The sequence below is a fragment of the Limnobacter sp. 130 genome, from assembly GCF_902506325.1.
Taxonomy (GTDB): Bacteria; Pseudomonadota; Gammaproteobacteria; order Burkholderiales; family Burkholderiaceae_B; genus Limnobacter.
This window is the reverse complement of record NZ_LR732328.1, coordinates 380,808-400,323: the sequence shown is the minus strand read 5'-3', so window position 1 is coordinate 400,323 and position 19,516 is coordinate 380,808. Positions and strand designations below refer to the sequence as shown.

At 53.0% G+C, this 19,516-nt stretch carries 17 protein-coding genes; 4 read left to right on the top strand and 13 right to left on the bottom strand.

Translation table 11 applies throughout. The features are described from left to right. Positions 1-39: 39 nt before the first annotated feature. From FRIGORI9N_RS01955 to FRIGORI9N_RS01925, 7 genes are read right to left on the bottom strand one after another with little or no spacing between them, the layout of a single operon-like run. Positions 40-894: a peptidyl-prolyl cis-trans isomerase gene (locus FRIGORI9N_RS01955; RefSeq protein WP_159568226.1), complete on the bottom strand. Its 855-nt coding sequence runs from the start codon at positions 892-894 to the stop codon at positions 40-42. Further along, entirely contained in the window at positions 887-1,372 is a 486-nt protein-coding gene (locus tag FRIGORI9N_RS01950) for a hypothetical protein (protein ID WP_159568225.1), read from the bottom strand. Before FRIGORI9N_RS01950 ends, FRIGORI9N_RS01955 begins: the two co-directional genes overlap by 8 nt. Beyond that, on the bottom strand, positions 1,369-2,238 hold the full coding sequence (locus FRIGORI9N_RS01945) for a hypothetical protein (RefSeq protein ID WP_159568224.1): 870 nt from the start codon (positions 2,236-2,238) through the stop codon (positions 1,369-1,371). Before FRIGORI9N_RS01945 ends, FRIGORI9N_RS01950 begins: the two co-directional genes overlap by 4 nt. 3 nt (positions 2,239-2,241) lie before the next feature. Next, on the bottom strand, positions 2,242-3,492 hold the full coding sequence (locus FRIGORI9N_RS01940; RefSeq protein WP_159568223.1) for a type II secretion system F family protein: 1,251 nt from the start codon (positions 3,490-3,492) through the stop codon (positions 2,242-2,244). A 2-nt stretch (positions 3,493-3,494) separates the two neighbouring features. Further along, a complete protein-coding gene (locus FRIGORI9N_RS01935) occupies positions 3,495-5,195 on the bottom strand; it encodes a GspE/PulE family protein (protein WP_159568222.1) in 1,701 nt (566 codons plus the stop codon). 14 nt (positions 5,196-5,209) lie between these two features. Continuing rightward, entirely contained in the window at positions 5,210-6,067 is an 858-nt protein-coding gene (locus FRIGORI9N_RS01930) for a hypothetical protein (protein WP_159568221.1), read from the bottom strand. Between the two features lie 3 nt (positions 6,068-6,070). After that, a complete protein-coding gene (locus FRIGORI9N_RS01925; RefSeq protein WP_159568220.1) occupies positions 6,071-7,627 on the bottom strand; it encodes a type II secretion system protein GspD in 1,557 nt (518 codons plus the stop codon). Between the two features lie 141 nt (positions 7,628-7,768). Between FRIGORI9N_RS01925 and FRIGORI9N_RS01920 the strand changes: the two genes are divergently transcribed. From FRIGORI9N_RS01920 to FRIGORI9N_RS01910, 3 genes are read left to right on the top strand one after another with little or no spacing between them, the layout of a single operon-like run. Next, positions 7,769-8,239: a DsrE family protein gene (locus FRIGORI9N_RS01920; RefSeq protein ID WP_159568219.1), complete on the top strand. Its 471-nt coding sequence runs from the start codon at positions 7,769-7,771 to the stop codon at positions 8,237-8,239. Positions 8,240-8,251: 12 nt separating this feature from the next. Further along, positions 8,252-9,538 carry an MFS transporter gene (locus FRIGORI9N_RS01915; RefSeq protein WP_159568218.1) on the top strand — a complete coding sequence of 429 codons (1,287 nt, stop codon included), beginning with the start codon at positions 8,252-8,254 and terminating at the stop codon, positions 9,536-9,538. Then, positions 9,513-9,677: a hypothetical protein gene (locus tag FRIGORI9N_RS01910; protein ID WP_159568217.1), complete on the top strand. Its 165-nt coding sequence runs from the start codon at positions 9,513-9,515 to the stop codon at positions 9,675-9,677. Before FRIGORI9N_RS01915 ends, FRIGORI9N_RS01910 begins: the two co-directional genes overlap by 26 nt. A 12-nt stretch (positions 9,678-9,689) precedes the next feature. Here the strand turns inward: FRIGORI9N_RS01910 and FRIGORI9N_RS01905 are convergent, their stop codons facing one another. Continuing rightward, positions 9,690-10,439: an LrgB family protein gene (locus FRIGORI9N_RS01905; RefSeq protein ID WP_159568216.1), complete on the bottom strand. Its 750-nt coding sequence runs from the start codon at positions 10,437-10,439 to the stop codon at positions 9,690-9,692. Then, the gene (locus FRIGORI9N_RS01900) at positions 10,432-10,806 is read right to left on the bottom strand and encodes a CidA/LrgA family protein (RefSeq protein WP_159568215.1); all 375 of its coding nucleotides are present in this window, start codon (positions 10,804-10,806) and stop codon (positions 10,432-10,434) included. The genes FRIGORI9N_RS01905 and FRIGORI9N_RS01900 overlap by 8 nt, the downstream gene beginning before the upstream one ends. 107 nt (positions 10,807-10,913) lie before the next feature. Here FRIGORI9N_RS01900 and FRIGORI9N_RS01895 point away from each other — a divergent pair, with 107 nt between their 5' ends. Further along, positions 10,914-11,582 carry an OmpA family protein gene (locus tag FRIGORI9N_RS01895; protein WP_159568214.1) on the top strand — a complete coding sequence of 223 codons (669 nt, stop codon included), beginning with the start codon at positions 10,914-10,916 and terminating at the stop codon, positions 11,580-11,582. A 62-nt stretch (positions 11,583-11,644) separates the two neighbouring features. On the opposite strand, the gene FRIGORI9N_RS01890 is transcribed toward FRIGORI9N_RS01895, so the two are convergent. The 4 genes from FRIGORI9N_RS01890 to FRIGORI9N_RS01875 form a co-directional block, all read right to left on the bottom strand. Beyond that, positions 11,645-13,414 (bottom strand): AMP-binding protein, encoded by a 1,770-nt coding sequence (locus FRIGORI9N_RS01890; RefSeq protein ID WP_159568213.1) that lies wholly within the window; start codon positions 13,412-13,414, stop codon positions 11,645-11,647. Between the two features lie 246 nt (positions 13,415-13,660). After that, positions 13,661-14,662 carry a CaiB/BaiF CoA-transferase family protein gene (locus tag FRIGORI9N_RS01885; protein ID WP_159568212.1) on the bottom strand — a complete coding sequence of 334 codons (1,002 nt, stop codon included), beginning with the start codon at positions 14,660-14,662 and terminating at the stop codon, positions 13,661-13,663. A gap of 279 nt (positions 14,663-14,941) precedes the next feature. Beyond that, on the bottom strand, positions 14,942-17,287 hold the full coding sequence (locus FRIGORI9N_RS01880; RefSeq protein ID WP_159568211.1) for an acyl-CoA dehydrogenase: 2,346 nt from the start codon (positions 17,285-17,287) through the stop codon (positions 14,942-14,944). 74 nt (positions 17,288-17,361) lie between these two features. Next, entirely contained in the window at positions 17,362-19,506 is a 2,145-nt protein-coding gene (locus FRIGORI9N_RS01875; protein WP_159568210.1) for a 3-hydroxyacyl-CoA dehydrogenase NAD-binding domain-containing protein, read from the bottom strand. Positions 19,507-19,516: the final 10 nt, after the last annotated feature.

Here is a 19,516-nt window from a genome sequence, read left to right as displayed (position 1 = left end):
GTTCTCCTTGATTACCTGTGTTGCTCAAGCCTTGTTTAATTAACCCAACTCCACCTTGGCCTGCCTGCGGGCCTGCTCAAGTTCGGCATTGAATTTTTCTAAAGCAAGGGCCTGAACTATGTCTTGCTTCAATTCTTCCATGGTGGGTTTTTTAAATTGTTTGCTGTCCTCAATCTTCAAAACCAAGAGGCCATTTCGCAATCTAAGCACTTCGCTGAACTCACCTTTCTTCATTTTCGATACCACTCGCCCCAGGTTGTAAGGCAGCGCCTGAGCTACGGCATAGCCGTCACCCTGCTCCACCAGTGGCTTTAACTGATCAAGCGCGTCCTTCTCGCCCTTCTTTAATTTCTCCAGGGTTTGCTGCACATCGTTTTGATCATTGCTCAGGTAATAACTGACTTTCCACTGCTGAAAGTTTTGGTCGAGTACGTTGGCATCGTAGTAAGCCCTTACTTCATCGTCGCTTACGGCTTTCCGCAACTCTTCCATTCGCTTGGTGGTGTACAAAGTAGAAAGTACTTCACGCTCAGCTGCGCGCAGGGCAGCTTTGGCCTCTTCCACATACATCTCGCGACCGCGCTCCGCAGCCACCACTTTATTGATGTAACGGTCGATCACAATTGCGCGGTCCACGCCCGACTGCAGCATGCTGCCCAACTCCATTTCAGTAATTTTCATACCATTAATACTGGCCACTTCCCGGTCAGATTTGTTGGCAGAAGTGCCAGCAGCAAATGCGCTGGCCACCGGAGAAACACCTGTATTGGAAGGACCCTGAAATGCAGTCCAACCGGCCCATGACACCAAACCCACCATGCCCAAGGCCGCAACCCCCAGGGTCACTTTTTGTTTGGCAAACGGTACGCCAACTTTGTTGTCGGATTCACTCATCGCCTTGCCCTCTCAATTTGACTTCCACTTTCTCTGTCATACCTTTAACAACGGCCAGCGAAGCGTGCCCCGAGCAGCCCGCCAGACATATTTCCTCTGCATGCCACACCACGTCTTTTGAAATGCCCTGTACGCTATTCAATACGTACATGAATTCGGCATATTTGGAGGGGTCGGCAATATCAATCTTGATGCTGTCGCGATTGGCAAGCACTTGCACGTCTGGGCTTAACCTGGAAAGCACTCGGGCATACTCCTCGTAGACCACCTTGCCAACTGGCACACGCTTTAAAGTGAACTCAGGCAACTCCTGACTTTTTCGTTCAAGCTCGGTTGCGCGAAGAAAATCGTTGACCGAAAATGCAGCCAAAATCACCATGATTACGGCACACATCATGGCGAAAACCGGCGCAAGGCCCATGAGTCGGCTGGCCTCGGCAATCCACAATGAGCTGTTGTTCTTTATATCCAGTTTCACTTGACTGACTCCTTCTTGCCTTGTTTACGTACACTTAGCAGCCCTTCCATATCCCTAAGATCGGTGATCACGTCGCGCCCCAGGGAATCGAGGTAATCCTGGCTTACCCAACTCGGCAGTACCAATTCAAAAGACTCGTCGTCTTCACCTTTCATCTTGTATTTCTCGATCCAGCCACCTGAGCGCACCACAGTCGCCGACACTTTTTGTATTCGGGAAATTTGCCGGGCAAGTGGCTGTTGAACGCTGAGCTTAACCAGTGTGGCATTCAGGTCATTCTCAACAGCCTGTGCATTCAGGCCACTGGCGGCTTGGCTATTGGTGTAGGCACTTGCTGCCTGTGAACCGAGAAAAACCATGGATGCCGAGATCAGCACGCCAATTGATCCCTTCATCATCAATGCACTAAAACGCTCGGTAATGCCTTGAATGGCCTGCGGAATACTGCTGAGCGGTTTACCACCCTTGTGATCAATTTCGACAATTTGCAGGTCCAGACCAATGAGATAGTCTTTCAACACATCTTGATCATTGCAAAGCAATCGCACACTGCCACCTTCGATGATCAGGGCGGCTGAGTAATCCGCGCCGTGCATCAAATAGATCGCATCGCCTACATGCAAAGGGCCGTCGGGCAATACATCAACGAAGGGCAAATTGAAGCCAGGTGCTGAACTGAGCCAGGCACTTTCAATGGCAAAGTAATACACATGTCCCGAGCGCTCCATACAATAGGCATGAAGGCGGTTGGTACCCAAAATGGCATAGGCCTGATTCATGACCACCTTTTGTGCACTGCCGGTACCCACGGGCAAACGCCCTGCAATCAAGTTGGAATAAATACTTTTTAAATTGATGGCTTCCATGACTTAGGCTCCTGACAGCACAACTTCGTTTTGCAAATACACCACTGCCAAACTGAACAGCACTGCGATGCCCGAATAAGCGAGTGAAGCCACAAACGCAATAACCGCAAATTTGCGTGCCGCACTGTTGGCTTTGTCATCGCGGGTTTGTGAAATCGAGGCCAAACACTCAGCCAGTTGCGCCTGATCTTTGTGTGCGCGAATCAGTAGGCGCTCACTGCTGTCGAGCAAGGGATGATTGAATGCCACTGCAGGCTGCTCGCCGATCTCGCTGCGATCGGTGATGGTTTTCCAGAACAGGGACACGGTGGGCGTAATGGTGCCTTTGCGCGCAATTTGTACAGCGTTTAGAAATGCCACACCACCAGTCAACAAAGAACCCAACACCCGTGTGGTCGCGGCAATGCCAGAGGAAATCAGCAACTCGCCGATCACCGGTACTTTCTCAAGCATGCCAAACGCCTGCGTACGCGTTTTCTGGTCAGGTGACAACACCAGCATGGTGAAGTAGATCAGGATGAGAAAAAACAGAAATGAAAATACAAGCAAACCATTGTTGACCCATTCAGCCAATGCAAGGGAGCTGTTGTATTGTGCAACCTTGGCGGGATCTTCGCTCATGAGTGGCGTTGCCTTTAACTGCTCAATCAAACCAAAACGCATGCCAACAACTGTAGACACCGCCATAATCAGATCAAGTGCAGTCCAGGTGACCGCACCAAACATCAACTTCAAAGTGGCTGAGCCTTTTTCATAAAAACTCACGGCAGTTTCAAGGGCCTCGCTCAACTGGCCGGCGGCCTCGCCTGCGCTCAATACCGCCAGCGTAGAATCATCAAACCAGTTCAGCAGCTCGACTGCGGCCACAAATCCGAAACCCTGCCGCAATGCATTCAAAGCCTGGTTCAACATCAAACGCGGCTCACCCAATTCACCCAAAATTACCTGCTCCAGTGACTTCTCGGGTGACAAGCCTGAACGCACATTAAACGCAAGCGCCTGCAAAAATTTTTGTTTGTAACTGCGACTCACTTTCGAACCAAACAGGCGGGACAAACGGCCTTTGGCTTGCAGTTCAAATACATCCAGCACAACGCCACCACGGTCAATCACTTGCTGAATTGCCTCGCGTTTTCTAGACGCAGTAATCACCAATTGATGGCGAAAGTAACCACTTAGCCTGTCGTCAGGTCGTGCAGTCGCATCCAGCATTTGGGGAGCCAGGTAATCGACCCGGAAGTTAGAAATGGACATGCTTAATCCCCTGCCACACCAAGAACCTGAAGGACACTGGGCCAATCGACCAAGCCTTGATCCAACAGGGTTTGCAGGGTTTGTAGCCGGCTGGTGTAATCAACACCGTTCTCTGTACATAAATCAACAGGCAGCTCAAGATTGTGACTTTTAAATGCCTTCACAAAACGGCCACGCATTGACTCGTCAACAGGCACATGCATGGTTTCATGTGCAGCAACCCGACCTGAATATCCCAAACCGGCACAACGCGTGCAACCGACCTTTTGACGTAAACCCGCGCGCGGCAGGATCAAGCCGCCCGTGAGTCGATACGCCTGTGAATGGAACATGTCCAGTATTTCCGCCTGAACAGGTTTTGCGCATGAGCAAAGTCGACGCACCAGACGCTGGTGAATCACGACCCGCAAGAAATGCGCAAGCAAAAACTCGGAATCAGCACGGTGGGCCGGGTCAATCATGGACAAAAAGCGCTCACTCACCTGCAACACACTGTTGGCGTGAATGGTAGAAATCACCAAGTGACCACTTTCGGCGAAGGCCAGGGCGGCACGCGCAGAATCGGCATCCCGCACCTCACCAAAAATCAAGATGTCCGGGTCTTGGCGTAAAATCGAACGTTCAAGTTCAATTGCCTTTTGCTTCACCAAGGCCTGCAATTGAATTTGTTTGGCGAAGGGTAAAATGTATTCAACCGGATCTTCTACCGTGATCACATTCATGGCATCACGCCGAAAGCCGCAAGCCACGGTGTACTGCGTGGTGCTTTTGCCCGAGCCTGTTGCACCGGAAATGAATACCAATCCACCGGTTTTCCCGGTTTGATTGGTGATGCTTCGGATCAACTCCGTCATCTTGGGCTGGCCTGGAAACAAAGCCCCCAGACTGGGCAACAGCGATGCATCCAATGCACGCAGCACAACGGACTCGCCATCTACTAGCGGTTGCGTGGAAATTCGAAAATCCACCACCCTGCCTTCATGTTCAACGGTCAAACGACCATCTTGAGCCGTGCGGCTATTGGATGCATCCATACCCGCTTCAATTTTGATACGGGCCACCAGCGATTGCATTAGCAACTCAGGCAACAAGTGGGTTTGGCGCATGACCGAATCCACCCGATACGCGATCCAGGCATCGGGGTCGCCTTTGCGGCTTAGGTGTATGTCGCTGGCACGCAAGGACAAAGCCTCTTTGAGCACCGCATAAACCAGGCTGCGTAGGCGCCCGGCTTCAAGCCCCTCATGCCGAAGAACTGTGATCAAACCATTTACTGAACCCGATTGCTCAATTCGCAGCAACAGCTCGCACACTTCCTGGCGGCTGGAAGGTAAAAATTTCAATGCCGAAACAGGGGCCCGCAAAATCTGACGTATTCGATCCTGTTGCGCTGCCTTCAGTGGCTGGGCGCAACGCAAGGTCAGCACACCTTTTGAAAACTCGGTGGGCACACAAACAAAACGCCGACAGAACTCAAGCGGCAAAATAGTTTGAAGCGTGAAGTGGTCGCCAATCACATTGGAGTCTTCCTGAGAACCCGAATCGATCAGATCATCAAGATTCAAAAACCGTGAGCGCAAAGCAAGGCTGCCCAATTCCGCCGAGCGCCCTTCTCCACGCAGATGGGTGTGTTGTTGGCGAAGCAAATTAAGCTGATGATCATCCAGCCCGGCTTGCATCAAATCTGCCTCAAGTGATTTCATGCTGCATGTTTCCTTCAGTTGGGAAAGCCAGTACCAAAACCTGGTTGATTGTTGCCACCCGGGCCACCACCGAAACCGCCGTTTCCACCGCCAAACCCAGAGCCCAAGTTACCGCCCTGCTGGCCGCCCAAGGTACCGGAAGGCGAGAAGGTTTGAGTTCGCAATACAGGGACCAAATGATCAAACCGATCGGTTTCCACTTTCAATAACTGAGAATCACTGGGTACTTGAGGAAGGCCGCCCGCACTGGATTCAAGCGCACCATAAAAGACGTTGACCCAGGCACCATTTTCACTAAGCCAATCAACCGTGATGTCTTGCCCGTTCACCTTGGCTCGCAAGGGATAACCACTGACATTTTCAGTTTTTCCCACCCGCAATCGAAGTGCACCCGATGAGCGAGACACGGGACGAGGTACAACCACAGCGGGAGGAGATTCGCCACGGCCGTTGCTCGATTGTTGAACAGCCGCAGACTGAATCACCTGCGGGGACGCAAAATCGTTTTCAACCCTGCGCATGACAATGGCCCCCTGGAAATGGGCAGTGACCTGCATGTTGGCAAAAAGGTTGATCAGGGGAACTGGTATTACAGGAGAGTTCAAGGCTTGCTGCCGAATGTTCAGGTCTTCCTGGGTAATTCTGCGCTCGGCCTGCCTGCGCAGCTCAGCGGCACCACCGCCAGCATCGGAATCAGGCTGACTTTGTGACGCATTGGCAGACCCCGATCCACTGCCTGAGGGTATCGCTTGCGACACGGCTGGACGAATCAATGGATTTGCGATTGTTTGCTGGGACAAGGCCACGCCAGACCGGGCAACAAGAAGCACAATCAAGGTACACATCAGAATTCGGTTTGAGTAGATTTGCATGAATTACCGCTCCTGAACCTGGGTCAGTTTGGAAATCATTTGAACCGGTGCCGGAACAAAGCCCAGGCTTGTGGACAAACGCAAAGCGCGTGTCGCCGTTTCCACAGGTTCCAACACAGGCGTTTGTGCTGCAGGCTGCTCCTGCTTGGCCACTTCCCCGAACAGCAACAGGCGTGGGCGAATGGTCACCACCAGTTCAGTTTGTTTCGTGGCCTCGGTTCGACTGCGCGTGCCCAAACCACTTTGAAAATCGTCTTGCGCCCTGGACACGGTAATGCCACCCAGCAATATCGTGTCACCAGGGCGACAACGCACTTGTGTTTTCAGCTCACGGTCGGCCACTTCGGGCAGATTCAGATCGACGCCCAAGGCAGTGAAGCGCTTTAACGCTAACAATTCAGTGATTGAAATATTGATGCGGGTGTAAATGGTTGAGTCGTGCGCCTCGCCAGTCAGCGAGACTTCAAGACCAGTCCGCAGGTTTTGCGTGTCCGCAGTAGACTGCGCCACGCCATTGACAATTTGAGACCCCACGCGCGAGACGAAGGTGGTGGATTGCCCCACACGAATATTGCCGTTGGTGCCATTCATTAAACCAATTTTGGGTTGACTCAACGTTTTTACGTCGCCTTGCGACTTTAAAAAATCAATCAGAAAATTGGTTGAAAAGTTTTCACCGAAAATCAGGGTTTCAATGCCCGATGCGGTACGGGTCAACTGGGTAATTCGGTCTGCCGTACTTGAGGCACCGGCAAGCGCCGAATCCGGCGCCGTGTTGATCCCGTTTCCGGTTTTATACAACTCCCAACGCACACCCATGTTGTTGGAGTCATTCAGATCAACCTGCAACACATTCATGTCATACACAATCAACGATCGTGTGGCCCGTGCCCGCTCCAGATAATTCTGGATGTCGCTTAATGCGCGGCGATTGGCACGAAAAACCAACGACCTGTTAATGCGATCCAGGTACACGTCACGCGCCCCCAGATACTGCATGGTGTTGGTAATGCCAGCCATGCTGTCCTCATTCAGCACGGGTGGCATGGTGACCACAAACTGCTGTTCGGGCATGATCCTCAGCACACCCGACTCGGTCACAGTCCAGAAGAACCCCATGATCTCGCCCAACTTGTTCATGACCTGCGGCAGACTACCGCTCAAGTTGTTCAGCGTGACCACCCCATAACGGGACGCTGCATCCGCCCCACCCTCAAAACTCAATGGCATGTTGGTGCTGGCGAAAATCAGCTGCAACACATCAAATAAACCGCGTTCTGTGACCGACAGGTTGTCGACACGTCGATCAGGCAAATCACCTTCCGAGATTTGGGGACGAACCCAGAACGTGTCGGAGGGCAAGCGCTCAATTGGCAACGTAACCTGGGAAGCTGCCGAACTGGCGCCAGTGATGTCCGGCGCCTTCAATTTGGCACGAAACTCGTCCTCCTGGCCAAAGGGTCGAAGCGATGAACAAGCCGCAGCGCCAAGGACGACAGCCGCGTAAACACCAATTTTGCTCACCGACAAAGCGGTGTTTAATACGGTGTTGGGTTTCATACTGTTGCTCATCCATTCCAATTCGGTACAGTTCAGTATCCAGATGGGCGATGGGTTAAACATCCCTCTAAGGAGTCACCTCAACGGCCCCACCTTTTCGTGGGATAAGGTGGGGTTAACCGACATTGAAGGAGAAAAAAAATGACTTGGCTTTTGATCAGAAATACCGTGGTGGCCTTTGCAGCAGGCTTGATGTTGACTGGCACGGTGTACGCACAGGAATCTGCCCCTGTGAAGCGGATGAACACACAGGACATTACCTCGAAGGTGGTGTATCACATTGACGGTGCCGAGCAACCATTGAAGGCGCTGCGCAATATTCGCAATCACCTGGACGTGTCGCCCAAAACCACGATTATCGTGGTGACCCATGCCAATGGCGTGGACTTTCTCATGGAGGGTGCCAAACACGCTGAAACGGGCACTCAGTACGCCCCCTTGGTCAGTGCACTGACCGCGCGCGGTGTGGTGTTCGAGATTTGCGAAATCACTTTGAAAAACCGCAAACTGAACAAAGACCAATTTGTGCTGGATGCCAACTACACACCATCGGGTGTAGTGCGTGTTGCCGACCTGCAAACCCAACAGGGCTTTGCTTACATCAAACCTTAATTTGCAATCACCATGCGCTTGACACCCCACAAGGCCGTATCACCCCTCACCATTCTGTGGTGTGGGGCTTTTATCATGACCATCTCGCTTGGCATACGCCATTCATTCGGGCTTTTCCTGCAGCCCATGAGTTTGAGCAACGAGTGGGGGCGCGAAGTATTTGCCTTTTCAATTGCCATGCAAAACCTGGTCTGGGGTATTGCGCAGCCATTTGTAGGCCGAATGGCCGATCGCTTGGGCTCAGCCATCACCATGATTCTTGGCGGCGCACTGTATGCGCTCGGTTTGTTTTTAATGGCCATGGTTGAAAGCCCTGGCATGCTGACATTCAGCGCTGGTATTTTGATCGGACTGGGCTTGAGCGGCACCACTTTTCCGGTTGTATTTGGTGCGGTCAGCCGTGCCATGCCCCCTGAAAAACGCAGCATGGCCATGGGCATTTCCATGGCCTTGGGTTCACTGGGACAATTTGCATTTTTGCCCGGTGGCCTGTTCTTGATCAACCAGGTTGGTTGGTCTTCGGCACTGACCATTCTGGCCTGCTTTGCCGTCATCATTTTGGTGTTGGCATGGCAACTGATCGAGCCAAAAGCCAAGCCATTGAATACCGACGACACGCCTTGCAGCGCCGAGTGCCCGAACACTGCCGCCAGCCATCAGGAAACGCCTGCGGGCAAAGAGCTGGGCATGTGGGCTTCGCTGGGGCAAGCCATTCAGCACCGAGCCTTCCTCATGTTGAGCGTGGGCTACTTTGTGTGCGGCTTTCAAATTTTGTTCATTAGCGTACACCTGCCCAGCTATCTGCAAGACAGTGGCATACCCGCCAGCGTGGGCAGCACTGCTTTGGCCTTGATTGGCCTGTTCAACATTCTGGGCAGTTATCTTGCCGGGCTGTGGGGCGGCAAATTCAGAAAGCCCATGCTGCTGACCGGCATTTATGGTTTGCGCGGTGTGCTCATTGTGGCTTTTGTGCTGGCGCCCTTAAGCACCTGGAGCGTGTATTTGTTTGCGGCTGCGATGGGGGTTCTCTGGCTGTCGACTGTGCCTTTAACCACAGGCACTGTGTCGTCCATGTTTGGTGTTAAAAACCTGTCAATGCTGGGTGGACTGGTATTCATGTTCCACCAAATTGGTGCCTTTGTGGGTGGCTGGCTTGGGGGCTTGTTGTTCGATGCCACCGGCAGCTACATGATGGTGTGGTGGATCTGTGTTGCTTTGAGTGTGATCGCAGCTGCGGTAAACTGGCCTATCAAGGAACAAAGCGCAACACCGAATGAGCCCGCAACACAAGCCGCTTGAGAATTCACAGACCAGCACACCACTGATGCCACGTTGGGCCAAAGTGGTGTTGGTGGTGTTCGCCTTGCTGGTGATGCTGGGCTACACCAGCCCCGACATGCGGGCTGTGTATGTGGCTGCATGGGCGGCGTGCTTTTGAATACACTGGCTGTTAGCTGAAAAAACCAAACACCCACGGTATTAAAAGCGCACCAAAAATACCGTGCAAACCCATGCCAAGGCTGGCATAGCGACCCGCCTCGGGGTGCACTGAAAACGCACGCGCTGTACCAATACCATGAGCCGCCAGGCCCATGGTAAAACCACGAACCCACCAACGCTTCATACCCATGTAATTGAACAACCAAGTGCCAACTGCTGCACCCAAAATACCCGTGACAATGGCAAACAAGGCGGTGAGTGTTGGCGAGGCCCCAATGCGCTCGCTAACGCCCATGGCAATCGGTGCCGTAACAGACTTCGCCCACAGGCTTTGTACAATGTCGAGATTGGCTCCCAATAAATAGGCCGTGCCCAAAGCACTACCAATCGACAAAGCACCACCCACCAACAGAGCCACGCTCAACAATACCAGCGTGCGCACGGTTTGACCTTTCACCGCGGTAAGGCCCTGGTAAATTGGAACCGCCAACGCCACGGTGGCTGTACCCAGCAAGAAGTGAACAAACTGTGCACCTTCAAAATACTGCTGATAACTTAAACCTGTAATTTGTAAAAATGCGGCCAGCAACAACACAGCAATCATGACCGGGTTGGTAAACGGGTGCTGCCCGCTTTTTTTGTAGCACCACAAACCAATTTGATAAGCCAGCAGGGTCAAAAACAACGCGCTCAGCGGATTCCCGCTGAGATAAACCCAGATCTCGGGAAGCTCCAGAACACGACGGGCCGATTCAGTCATTCTTGGGGGCCTCACTGACGTCACCAGGCATAAACCTGGCAGCGAGCCGATCGAGCAACCATGCCGTACCCACCAAGGTGACCACTACACTTACAAGCAAGGTAATCAGAATCACCACCCCGAATTCAGCCAACACTGGCCAAAATACGACCACCCCCACCGCCGCGGGTACAAACAGCAACCCCAAGTTGGCAGTGAACACATTGGCTGTGGATTGAATATCGGCAGGCACACCGCCCTTGATGAAGAAAAATGCCAGCAAGGCGATCAAACCCAGCACCGGACCCGGAATGGATGGAAACAACGAGAAGCTGAGCAACTCGCCCAAGGCCTGAAACGCAAGAAGTATCGTTAATGATTTAAGCATGTTGGAGTGTAGCGCCATGAAATTTTTATAGTCAACCTGTAAAAGGTTAAGGCGTTAGAATGAAACAGACAGAAAACAAGTCAATACAAAACTCGAGGAATGACACCATGAATAAATTCAAACTTTCAGCAATTGCCCTTACTTTGTTCGCAGCAGGTTGTGCCAGCAATGGTGGCGGCGTTTTCCAACAACCGCAAGCGCCACAACAACCTGCCCCCGGATCACCCGTGGCGGTTGCGGGTTGCCCTGTAGCCCCTGAGCGCAAGGTAGACAACACCAAAACAGCAATCGGTACCGCCGTAGGTGCAATTGGTGGCGCAATTGTAGGCAACAGCATTGATGGCAAGGACACTGTGCGTGGTGCCGCATTGGGCGGTCTGTTTGGTTACCTGGTGGGCAGCCAGATCGCTGTGCGCGAACAACGCGACGGCTCAGTGATGCTGGACATTCCCGGTGCTGCTTTGTTCGACACCAACAAAACAGCAATCAAGCCCCAGTTTGCAGGCACACTGGATCAAATTGCTGCCACCTTGCGTGACAACCCCAACACGATTGTGTGTGTGATTGGCTACACCGACAGCACCGGTAGCGATGAATACAATCAGGATTTGTCAGTGCGCCGTGCGCAGTCTGTGACCAGCTTCCTGACCACCAAAGGAATCTCCGGAGCGCGACTAACAGCTGCGGGTCTGGGTGAGCGTTTTCCAGCGGCCACCAACGACACTGAAGCAGGCCGTACACAAAACCGCCGCGTTGAAATGTACGTGCGCAACTAAACCGTTCGATGCATAAAAAAAGCCACCTTTGCAGGTGGCTTTTTTATTGAGTCCGACAAAACTTATGCAGTCTCTTTCGGCTTGTCGCGCAACTCACGACGCAAGATTTTACCCACCGGAGTTTTAGGCAGGTCGTCGCGGAACTCAACGAATGACGGGATTTTGTAACCAGTCAGGTTTTGACGGCAATGCGCGATCAAATCTTCCTTGGTCACACTGGCGTCTTTCTTGACCACCACCAACTTCACTTTTTCGCCAGTCACTGGATCGGGCACACCAACCACGCCACATTCCAGCACGCCAGGGTGCTGCGCAACCACGTCTTCAATCTCGTTCGGGAACACGTTGAAGCCGCTCACGATGATCATGTCTTTCTTGCGATCCACGATCTTCACAAAGCCCTGCTCGTCCATGGTGCCAATGTCGCCTGTGGCCAACCAGCCCTCAGCGTCAATGGTTTTGGCTGTTTCTTCAGGACGGTTCAGGTAACCCAACATGACTTGCGGGCCACGCACACAAATTTCACCAGGCTCATTCAAGCCACCCCACAAACCATCGTCTCGCTTCAAGCGCACTTCGGTACCAGGAATTGGCAAACCAACATTGCCACGGAAGGCTGGGCGTTCGCCACCGTGCAGAGGCGGCACAGTAACGACCGGCGAGGTTTCTGTCATGCCGAAGCCTTCAGAGATCGCGCAACCGGTGACTTTGAACCAACGCTCGGCGATGGGCTGTTGCAGTGCCATGCCGCCGCTCATTGCAAACTTCATGTCCGAGAAATCGCGATTACAGAATTCTTCGTTGTTCAGGAATGCATTGAACAGCGTATTCACCGCCGTAATGACATGGAATTTTTCCTTGCGCAGCACCTTCATGACGGTGCCCACATCACGGGGGTTCGCAATCAGAATGTTACGCGCACCGAAGGTCATGAACAGCATGCAGTTCACGGCCAGGGCGTAGATGTGGTACAGCGGCAGCATGGTGACCACACAAATGGGGTCTTTGCCAATGGCTTCGCTCATCCAGGCCAAGCCTTGTTCCATGTTGCTCATCAGGTTGCGTTGAGTCAGCATGGCACCCTTGGACACACCTGTGGTTCCACCGGTGTATTGCAGCAAGGCCACGTCGTCCAACTTGGGAGTCGGCTTGGGGAATGCAACACCTTTGCCTGCAGCCAGGGCCTTTTTAATTGGCACGGCCTGGGGCAAATTGTAGGCTGGCACCATCTTCTTGATTTTGCGCATCACGAAGTTGACGATCAAGCCCTTCAACCCACCCAGCAAGTCGCCCAGCTGTGTAATGACGATGTTCTTGACTTGGGTGCCTTCAAGCGATTGCTGCAAGGTGTTGGCAAAGTTCTCGAACACCACAATGGTGGTTGCACCAGAGTCTTTCAACTGGTGGTTCAGTTCACGCACGGTGTACAGAGGGTTCACATTGGTCAAGGTACAACCCAGCTTCATGGCACCCACGAAACATGCGGGAAACTGGACGCAGTTGGGCAACATAATGGCCACAACATCGCCAGCTTTGACACCGATGGATTTCAGGTAACCCGCAAACTGGTCTGACAAATCATCGACCTGTTTGTATGAAAATTCTGTGCCTGCAGATACGAAAGCCGGACGATCAGCAAACTTTTTCAAGCACTCTTGAATCAATTCCAGCATGCTGTTGTAACGCAGCGCAGGCATGTCACCGGACACGCCGGGGGGATAACTTTTGGTCCAATAACGGGACTCAAATAATTCTTGCGCTTCTTTGCTGACAAAACCATTGAATTGATCGGGCGACACCTTTGGGGCGGCCTCATCGGGACGTGCTGACATGTAACTAATCTCCTGTAAACCGAGCGAATGCGGCCAAGGAGGTGCCACTTCGAGTGGCTTTTTATGTCTCCCCGGCGGAGCCTGCGTGGGCTCGGTTTTTATAAGTGTTGTATAAGACTTCCGGCAGAATCAACAATACCATTCTTCCCGGGATTTTGGTAAGAATCACGTAAGTTAACCCAAAGATTTCAGCATTTTAGGCGGTGTACTCGATTTACCGGCGTTACTTTTACACCAGAAAAAGCATCAAATACGCAGCAAATTTCTCTGCTTGATTTCAGCACGAGTCAACACGGGAGTAATACAGGCATCCACATTGCCAAACACCTGCTCCCAGTGCGCAAGCGGCTGGGAAGCAATTAGCGCTTTCATGTCTGTGAGCATTTGCAGAGCTGCCGGGGTGCTGGGCATGGCGCCACGACTCCAGTGAATATTGGACCACTCGGGCTTGCCCATGGCTTCGCAGGCCACTTTCCAGAATTTGTGCTCCAGTGAGCCCACCGCCAAATGGCGATTATCAGCCGTGCGGTACACGTTGTAACAAGCCAGCCCGCCACTGAGCAAATCGTCTTGGTGTTTGGCCGGTTTGCCGCTGAGCATGATCCACATTTGCTCCATGCTCTCGGGCATGATGTTTTGCTTCCACAGGTTGTGCGTCATGGACACATCCACAAAACTACCCTGCCCAGTGCGTTGCGCCTTCAACAAGGCCGCCAAAATACCCTGCACCGCTGCTGCCGTGCCTCCGAACAAATCACCGAACTGAACGGCGGGCACCGGAATGTCGCCCTCAGCGGTTTGCAAGCCATCAAGCAGGCCGCTCAGGGCCATGTAATTGATGTCGTGCCCGGCTTTTTCAGCCAGCGCACCTTTTTGCCCGTAACCGGTAATGCAGCACATCACCAGCTTGGGGTTCAAGGCTTTCAAGGTGTCGTAGCCGCAACCCATGTCTGCCATCACGCCGGGGCGAAAACCGTCAATAAGTACGTCGGCTTTGGCTGCATGGTCTTTCAATGCCTGAATGCCTTCAGGGGTGCGAAAGTCGGCAGTCACGATTTTTTTGCTGCTGTTCAAAGCGGCGTAAAGCATGGGCATGCTTTTAGCATCGTCCCCGTGAGGAGGCTCCATCTTGATGACCGTGGCACCCATTTGCTGCAAGATCAGCGACGTGGCAGGCCCGGGCAAGTTGCGCGACAAATCCAGCACGGTGATGCCTTCGAGCAAGGTGGGGTCTTGAATGGGTGACATGTGTAGCAGCCTCGGTGATTGATTGGTTGTGAATAACTTTGTTGATTTTGAACGTGAATGACACAGCTTGACTCGGAGCGCTATTCGCCTCTCCCTAAGCAAGGTTTCTTTTTCCGGCTTGATGCTTCTGGCTTGGGGCATGCGAAACGCCTCGGCGTCTTCGCATCGATTGCTTCGCAATCGCCCCGCGCTGCGAATCCGCCGGGAAACCTTGCAAAGCCGGGCGAAGCGAACAGTGCCCCAAGCCAAGCCAGGGCACCGCTCACATTCGCACGCGTCTTAAGAGTTCACAACCCTCAAACGCTCACCCTGTACCGCCGCGCCGTGGCTAACATTGGGCACGTTGGCACATTCAAAACCTGGCGCATAGGTCACCGAGTTGTCACCGAAGAACTCTTGCGGTGTGAACTCATCGACCATGATTGCTTCCAGGCTAATGCGGTTGGCACGGTCCAGCAGCTTTTTATCTGCCGCTGTAATAATGCCTTTGGCCAATGCTGCTTCTGCCATTTCTTGCACAGAACCTTTGTCAACCAATTTGGAGCGACGCGCCTGAATCACTTTCATTTGCACCACTTCGGCTTCTTGCACAGCCTGGAATGCTGCCATCAAGCGTTTGACGCCTGTGGTGTTGGCCAGCACTTCATCGTTATCCAAATCAGCCAGGTTGAACTTGGGCATGTACAAGTCGCCAGTAATGCGGCCAAATTGTGCGCCACTCTTGGTGATTGTTTTGGCCACAGTGGGCACCAAACGATCCAGACCTGAACCCACGATCGGATTCACGCGCAGGCTGAAGTAGCCCACAGTGCGCAGCAAAAAGCCCACTGCGTTGTTGCCGAAGTTTGCATAAATGGATTCGAATGCCTTTTGCACTTTCGCCAAAGCATATTCACAAGCGTACTGAACCAGCGGCAAGTCTTCCTTGATCTCGCCTTCGGCCACATAGCGGCGAATGGTCGAGATGGCCAACAACTGCCAGCCCAGGGCATCCGCAAAATGACCTGTAAGCTGCTGGCGTGCTTTCAGTTTGCCACCCACGGTGATCAGGGCCATGTCGGTCAGGAATGAATAGCGTGAAGAAGCCCAAGCCAGCTTGCGCAGGTAAGGCGTTACGCCATCAATTTTGGGCGTGCTGGCCAAGTGGCCGCGAGTCAGCGTAAGGCCGACCAAGCGGCTGGTGTTCACTACCATGTGACCAATCCAGCCTTTCAACGCACTGCTGAATGTGGGCAGGTCGTTGGCTTCCAGTGCATTCGCAATTTTGAACGCATAGGGGTGGCAACGCACAGCACCTTGACCAAAGGTAATCAGTGAACGAGTCATGATGTTTGCGCCTTCAACTGTGATGGCAACCGGGGCTGAACAATAGCCACGACCAATCACGTTGTTGGGGCCTTGCATCACGCCTGCGCCTGCCATTACATCCATGGCATTTTTTGCTTGTTCGCGTGAAAGCTCGGTGAGGTAGGCCTTCCACACAGCCGAGACCACGGGTGGCTGCTCGCCATTGTCCAGTGCGCTCAGTGCATACACACGCGCTGCTTCACTGAGGTAAGCCATGGCTGCAATTTCAGCCAGCTTTTCCTGAATGCCTTCCATTTCAGCAATGGGCATGCCGAACTGCTGACGCACGCGGGCATAGGCGCCCGATGCAGCCGCTGCTGCACGCACACCACCTACTGCACCAGCAGGCAATGAAACTGCACGGCCACCAGCCAGCTGTTCCATCAGCATGCGCCAGCCTTGGCCTGCACATTCTGCGCCACCAATAATTTCATCGGCGTCAATAACAACATCGTTACCAATGATTGGACCGTTGTAGAACGCATCACCAATTGGCTGGTGGTGCTTGCCCATTTCCAGGCCGGGAATGCCGCGGTGAACCAAGGCCACTGTAATGCCAGCGTCGGTACCTTTACCCAAAAGGTTCTCGGGGTCTTGCAGCTTGAAAGCCAGCGAAATCAGGTTGGCCACAGGTGCCAAGGTAATGTAACGCTTGCGGAAGTTCAGTTTGATCTGAACCTTGCCTTCGGCGTTTTTGAACACCACACCACGCGCCAGAATGGAGGCTGCGTCTGAACCTGCTGTGGGCTCAGTCAAGCCGAAACACGGCAGATATTCACCACTGGCCAGGCGTGGCAGGTAGTGCTCTTTCTGCGCCTGTGTACCGTAGTGTTTGATCAATTCGGCTGCACCCAAGCTGTTGGGAATGACCACCAAAGTGGACAGCAAGGGACTGTGCGCCGTGATCACCGACATGATGGTTGAAATGGCGTTGGCCGAAAACTCAAGACCGCCAAACTTTTGTGGAATCAGGAAAGAATAAAAACCTGCCGACGCCAAAAAGTCGACTGCGTTTTTCGGAATAACACGTGTCGTCGCAATTTCATGCGGATCGCACATTTCGCACAATTGCTGCACGGGACCATCAATGAAATCACGCTCGCGCTGATTCAATTTCGAATAGGGTTCGGCAAACATTTTTGCAAAGTCGGGCTTGCCGGAAAATACCTGCCCGTCGATCCACACCGTACCCGCTTCCAGCGCCTGGCGCTCGGTTGCAGAAATTTGCGGCATGGCCTTGGCTTTGATCAAGCCATTCATGATTGCTTTGAATACCATGATTACTGCTCCTGTTTTCGTCAATCATCGCGAGGCCAACCACCCCAAGGGCAGTCGGCTTCGCAGGTTAAACATTACGCCAGATTATCTTCAAGCTTTTTGCCTTGAGCGGCCATTTCCACCAGCATGCTGGCAGGCTTGAAACGTTCGCCATATTGGGCAGCCAGTTCTTCACAACGCTTTACAAACTGGGGCAAGCCCTGCGCGTTAATGAACTGCAACATGCCGCCTGTGAACGGCGCAAAACCCAAACCGAAAATGGAACCGATGTTGCCGTCGGCCACCGAACGCAGCACTTTTTCTTGCAAGCAGCGCGCGGCTTCATTGGCCTGGATGTACATCAAACGGTCCTGAATTTCCTGTGAACTGGGCTGCGCTTTGGCCAATGGGAATTCTTCGTTCAAACCTTTCCACAGGGTTTTGCCTGCTGGGGAATAATCGTAGAAACCCTTGCCGTCTTTCTTGCCAATACGGCCATGCTTTTCAGCCACGGTGGTCAGAGTTTTGTAGCCTGGGTGCTCAGGGAATGTTTGGCCCGCAGCTTCCATGTCCTTCTTGGTTTGCTTCATGATCAGCAAACTAAGGCTTAATGACACTTCGTCGTACAGCGCCAAAGGTGGCATGGGCATGCCGGCTTCCAGACCCGCCATTTCGATTGAACGTGGGTGAACACCCTCGCCAACCATGGCTGCGGCTTCCATCAGGAATGTGCCGAACACACGGCTGGTGAAGAAGCCACGGCTGTCGTTCACAACAATCGGTGTTTTGCCGATTTGCTGAACAAAGTCGAAGCCTTTGGCCAGTGTCTCATCGTCGGTTTTTTCACCCATGATGATTTCAACCAGCGGCATTTTGTCCACGGGGGAAAAGAAGTGCAAACCGATGAACTGGTTGGGGCGCTTGGACGCTTCGGCCAAGCCGGTAATTGGCAAGGTCGATGTGTTGGATGCATACACTGCTGTGGCAGGAATCACTGCTTCTGCTTTGGCGGTTACGTCTGCTTTCACACCACGGTCTTCAAACACGGCTTCAATGACCAAATCAGCACCTTCCAGTTTGGAATAGTCGGTGGTGGCGGTGATCAGGCTCAGCAGTGCGTCTTTCTTTTCAGGTGTGCTGCGCTTCTTGGCAATGGCTTTGTCCAGCAGGTTGGTGCTGTAGGCCTTGCCTTTGTCGGCGCCTTCTTGCGTGGCGTCGATTAGCACCACTTCAATGCCCACTTTCGCAGACACATACGCAATGCCGGCACCCATCATGCCTGCACCCAGCACGCCAATTTTCTTGACCTTGCTTTTCGCAGGTGCGCTTGGGCGGCTTTGGCCTTTCTTGATGCTGTTGAGTTGGTACCACAACGTGTTCATCATGTTCTTGCTTTCTTGCGACAACACGCAAGCAGCGAAGTAACGGCTTTCCACTTTCAGGCCAGTGTCGATGTCGGTGATACCGCCTTCAAACACGCAGCTTGCAATGTGGGTTAGCGCTGGGTAATTGCCAAACGCCTTGGCGTTGGCCATGCTCGGTGCAATCGCCCAAATTTGCGCAATGGCGGGGTGCTTGGAATCGCCACCGGGGAACTTGAAGCCCTTGACGTCCCAGGGCTGCAATGCCTTTGGATTGGCCACTGCCCAGGCTTTGGCCTTGGCAATCATTTCCTCAAGCGTGTCCGCAGTTTCCTGCACAATGCCCTTCTTCACAGCCTGCTCAACGCGCAGCTCGGAACCTTGAGTCATCATTTCCAACGCGCCCTGAATACCGATCATGCGGGGCAAACGCTGTGTGCCACCGCCGCCGGGCAACAAACCCAGCTTCACTTCGGGCAAACCGAATTTGGCTTTGGGGTTGTTCAATGCAACACGGTGGTTACAGGCCATGGCCAGTTCCAGACCACCGCCCAATGCGGTGCCGTTCAAAGCACACACGATCGGCTTCTCGCATTTTTCCATGCGGCGCAACAGGGTTTTGAAGGCTTCAGCCAAATCAAACGCCTGCTGTGGGTCGGTGATTTTGTAAACCGTGTCCAAATCAGCACCCGCCAAGAATTCTGGCTTGCCAGAGGTCAACACCACACCTTTCACAGTGGCGTCGGTTTCAATGCGGGTCAGGGCTTCCGCAAACGGGCCCATCAATTCTTCATTCAATACGTTCATGGAACGGCCGGGCATGTCCAGTGTTACCACTGCGATGCCATCCTGACCGAGTTCAAATTTCACTGCACTCATTGTTGTTTCT

Bases quoted from the DNA above. Each gene is read 5' to 3' on its own strand.
- FRIGORI9N_RS01955 (WP_159568226.1), bottom strand. From the start codon at position 894: ATGAGTGAATCCGACAACAAAGTTGGCGTACCGTTTGCCAAACAAAAA.
- FRIGORI9N_RS01945 (WP_159568224.1), bottom strand. From the start codon at position 2,238: ATGGAAGCCATCAATTTAAAAAGTATTTATTCCAACTTGATTGCAGGG.
- FRIGORI9N_RS01940 (WP_159568223.1), bottom strand. From the start codon at position 3,492: ATGTCCATTTCTAACTTCCGGGTCGATTACCTGGCTCCCCAAATGCTG.
- FRIGORI9N_RS01935 (WP_159568222.1), bottom strand. From the start codon at position 5,195: ATGAAATCACTTGAGGCAGATTTGATGCAAGCCGGGCTGGATGATCAT.
- FRIGORI9N_RS01930 (WP_159568221.1), bottom strand. From the start codon at position 6,067: ATGCAAATCTACTCAAACCGAATTCTGATGTGTACCTTGATTGTGCTT.
- FRIGORI9N_RS01925 (WP_159568220.1), bottom strand. From the start codon at position 7,627: ATGAAACCCAACACCGTATTAAACACCGCTTTGTCGGTGAGCAAAATT.
- FRIGORI9N_RS01920 (WP_159568219.1), top strand. From the start codon at position 7,769: ATGACTTGGCTTTTGATCAGAAATACCGTGGTGGCCTTTGCAGCAGGC.
- FRIGORI9N_RS01915 (WP_159568218.1), top strand. From the start codon at position 8,252: ATGCGCTTGACACCCCACAAGGCCGTATCACCCCTCACCATTCTGTGG.
- FRIGORI9N_RS01910 (WP_159568217.1), top strand. From the start codon at position 9,513: ATGAGCCCGCAACACAAGCCGCTTGAGAATTCACAGACCAGCACACCA.
- FRIGORI9N_RS01905 (WP_159568216.1), bottom strand. From the start codon at position 10,439: ATGACTGAATCGGCCCGTCGTGTTCTGGAGCTTCCCGAGATCTGGGTT.
- FRIGORI9N_RS01900 (WP_159568215.1), bottom strand. From the start codon at position 10,806: ATGCTTAAATCATTAACGATACTTCTTGCGTTTCAGGCCTTGGGCGAG.
- FRIGORI9N_RS01895 (WP_159568214.1), top strand. From the start codon at position 10,914: ATGAATAAATTCAAACTTTCAGCAATTGCCCTTACTTTGTTCGCAGCA.
- FRIGORI9N_RS01890 (WP_159568213.1), bottom strand. From the start codon at position 13,414: ATGTCAGCACGTCCCGATGAGGCCGCCCCAAAGGTGTCGCCCGATCAA.
- FRIGORI9N_RS01885 (WP_159568212.1), bottom strand. From the start codon at position 14,662: ATGTCACCCATTCAAGACCCCACCTTGCTCGAAGGCATCACCGTGCTG.
- FRIGORI9N_RS01880 (WP_159568211.1), bottom strand. From the start codon at position 17,287: ATGGTATTCAAAGCAATCATGAATGGCTTGATCAAAGCCAAGGCCATG.
- FRIGORI9N_RS01875 (WP_159568210.1), bottom strand. From the start codon at position 19,506: ATGAGTGCAGTGAAATTTGAACTCGGTCAGGATGGCATCGCAGTGGTA.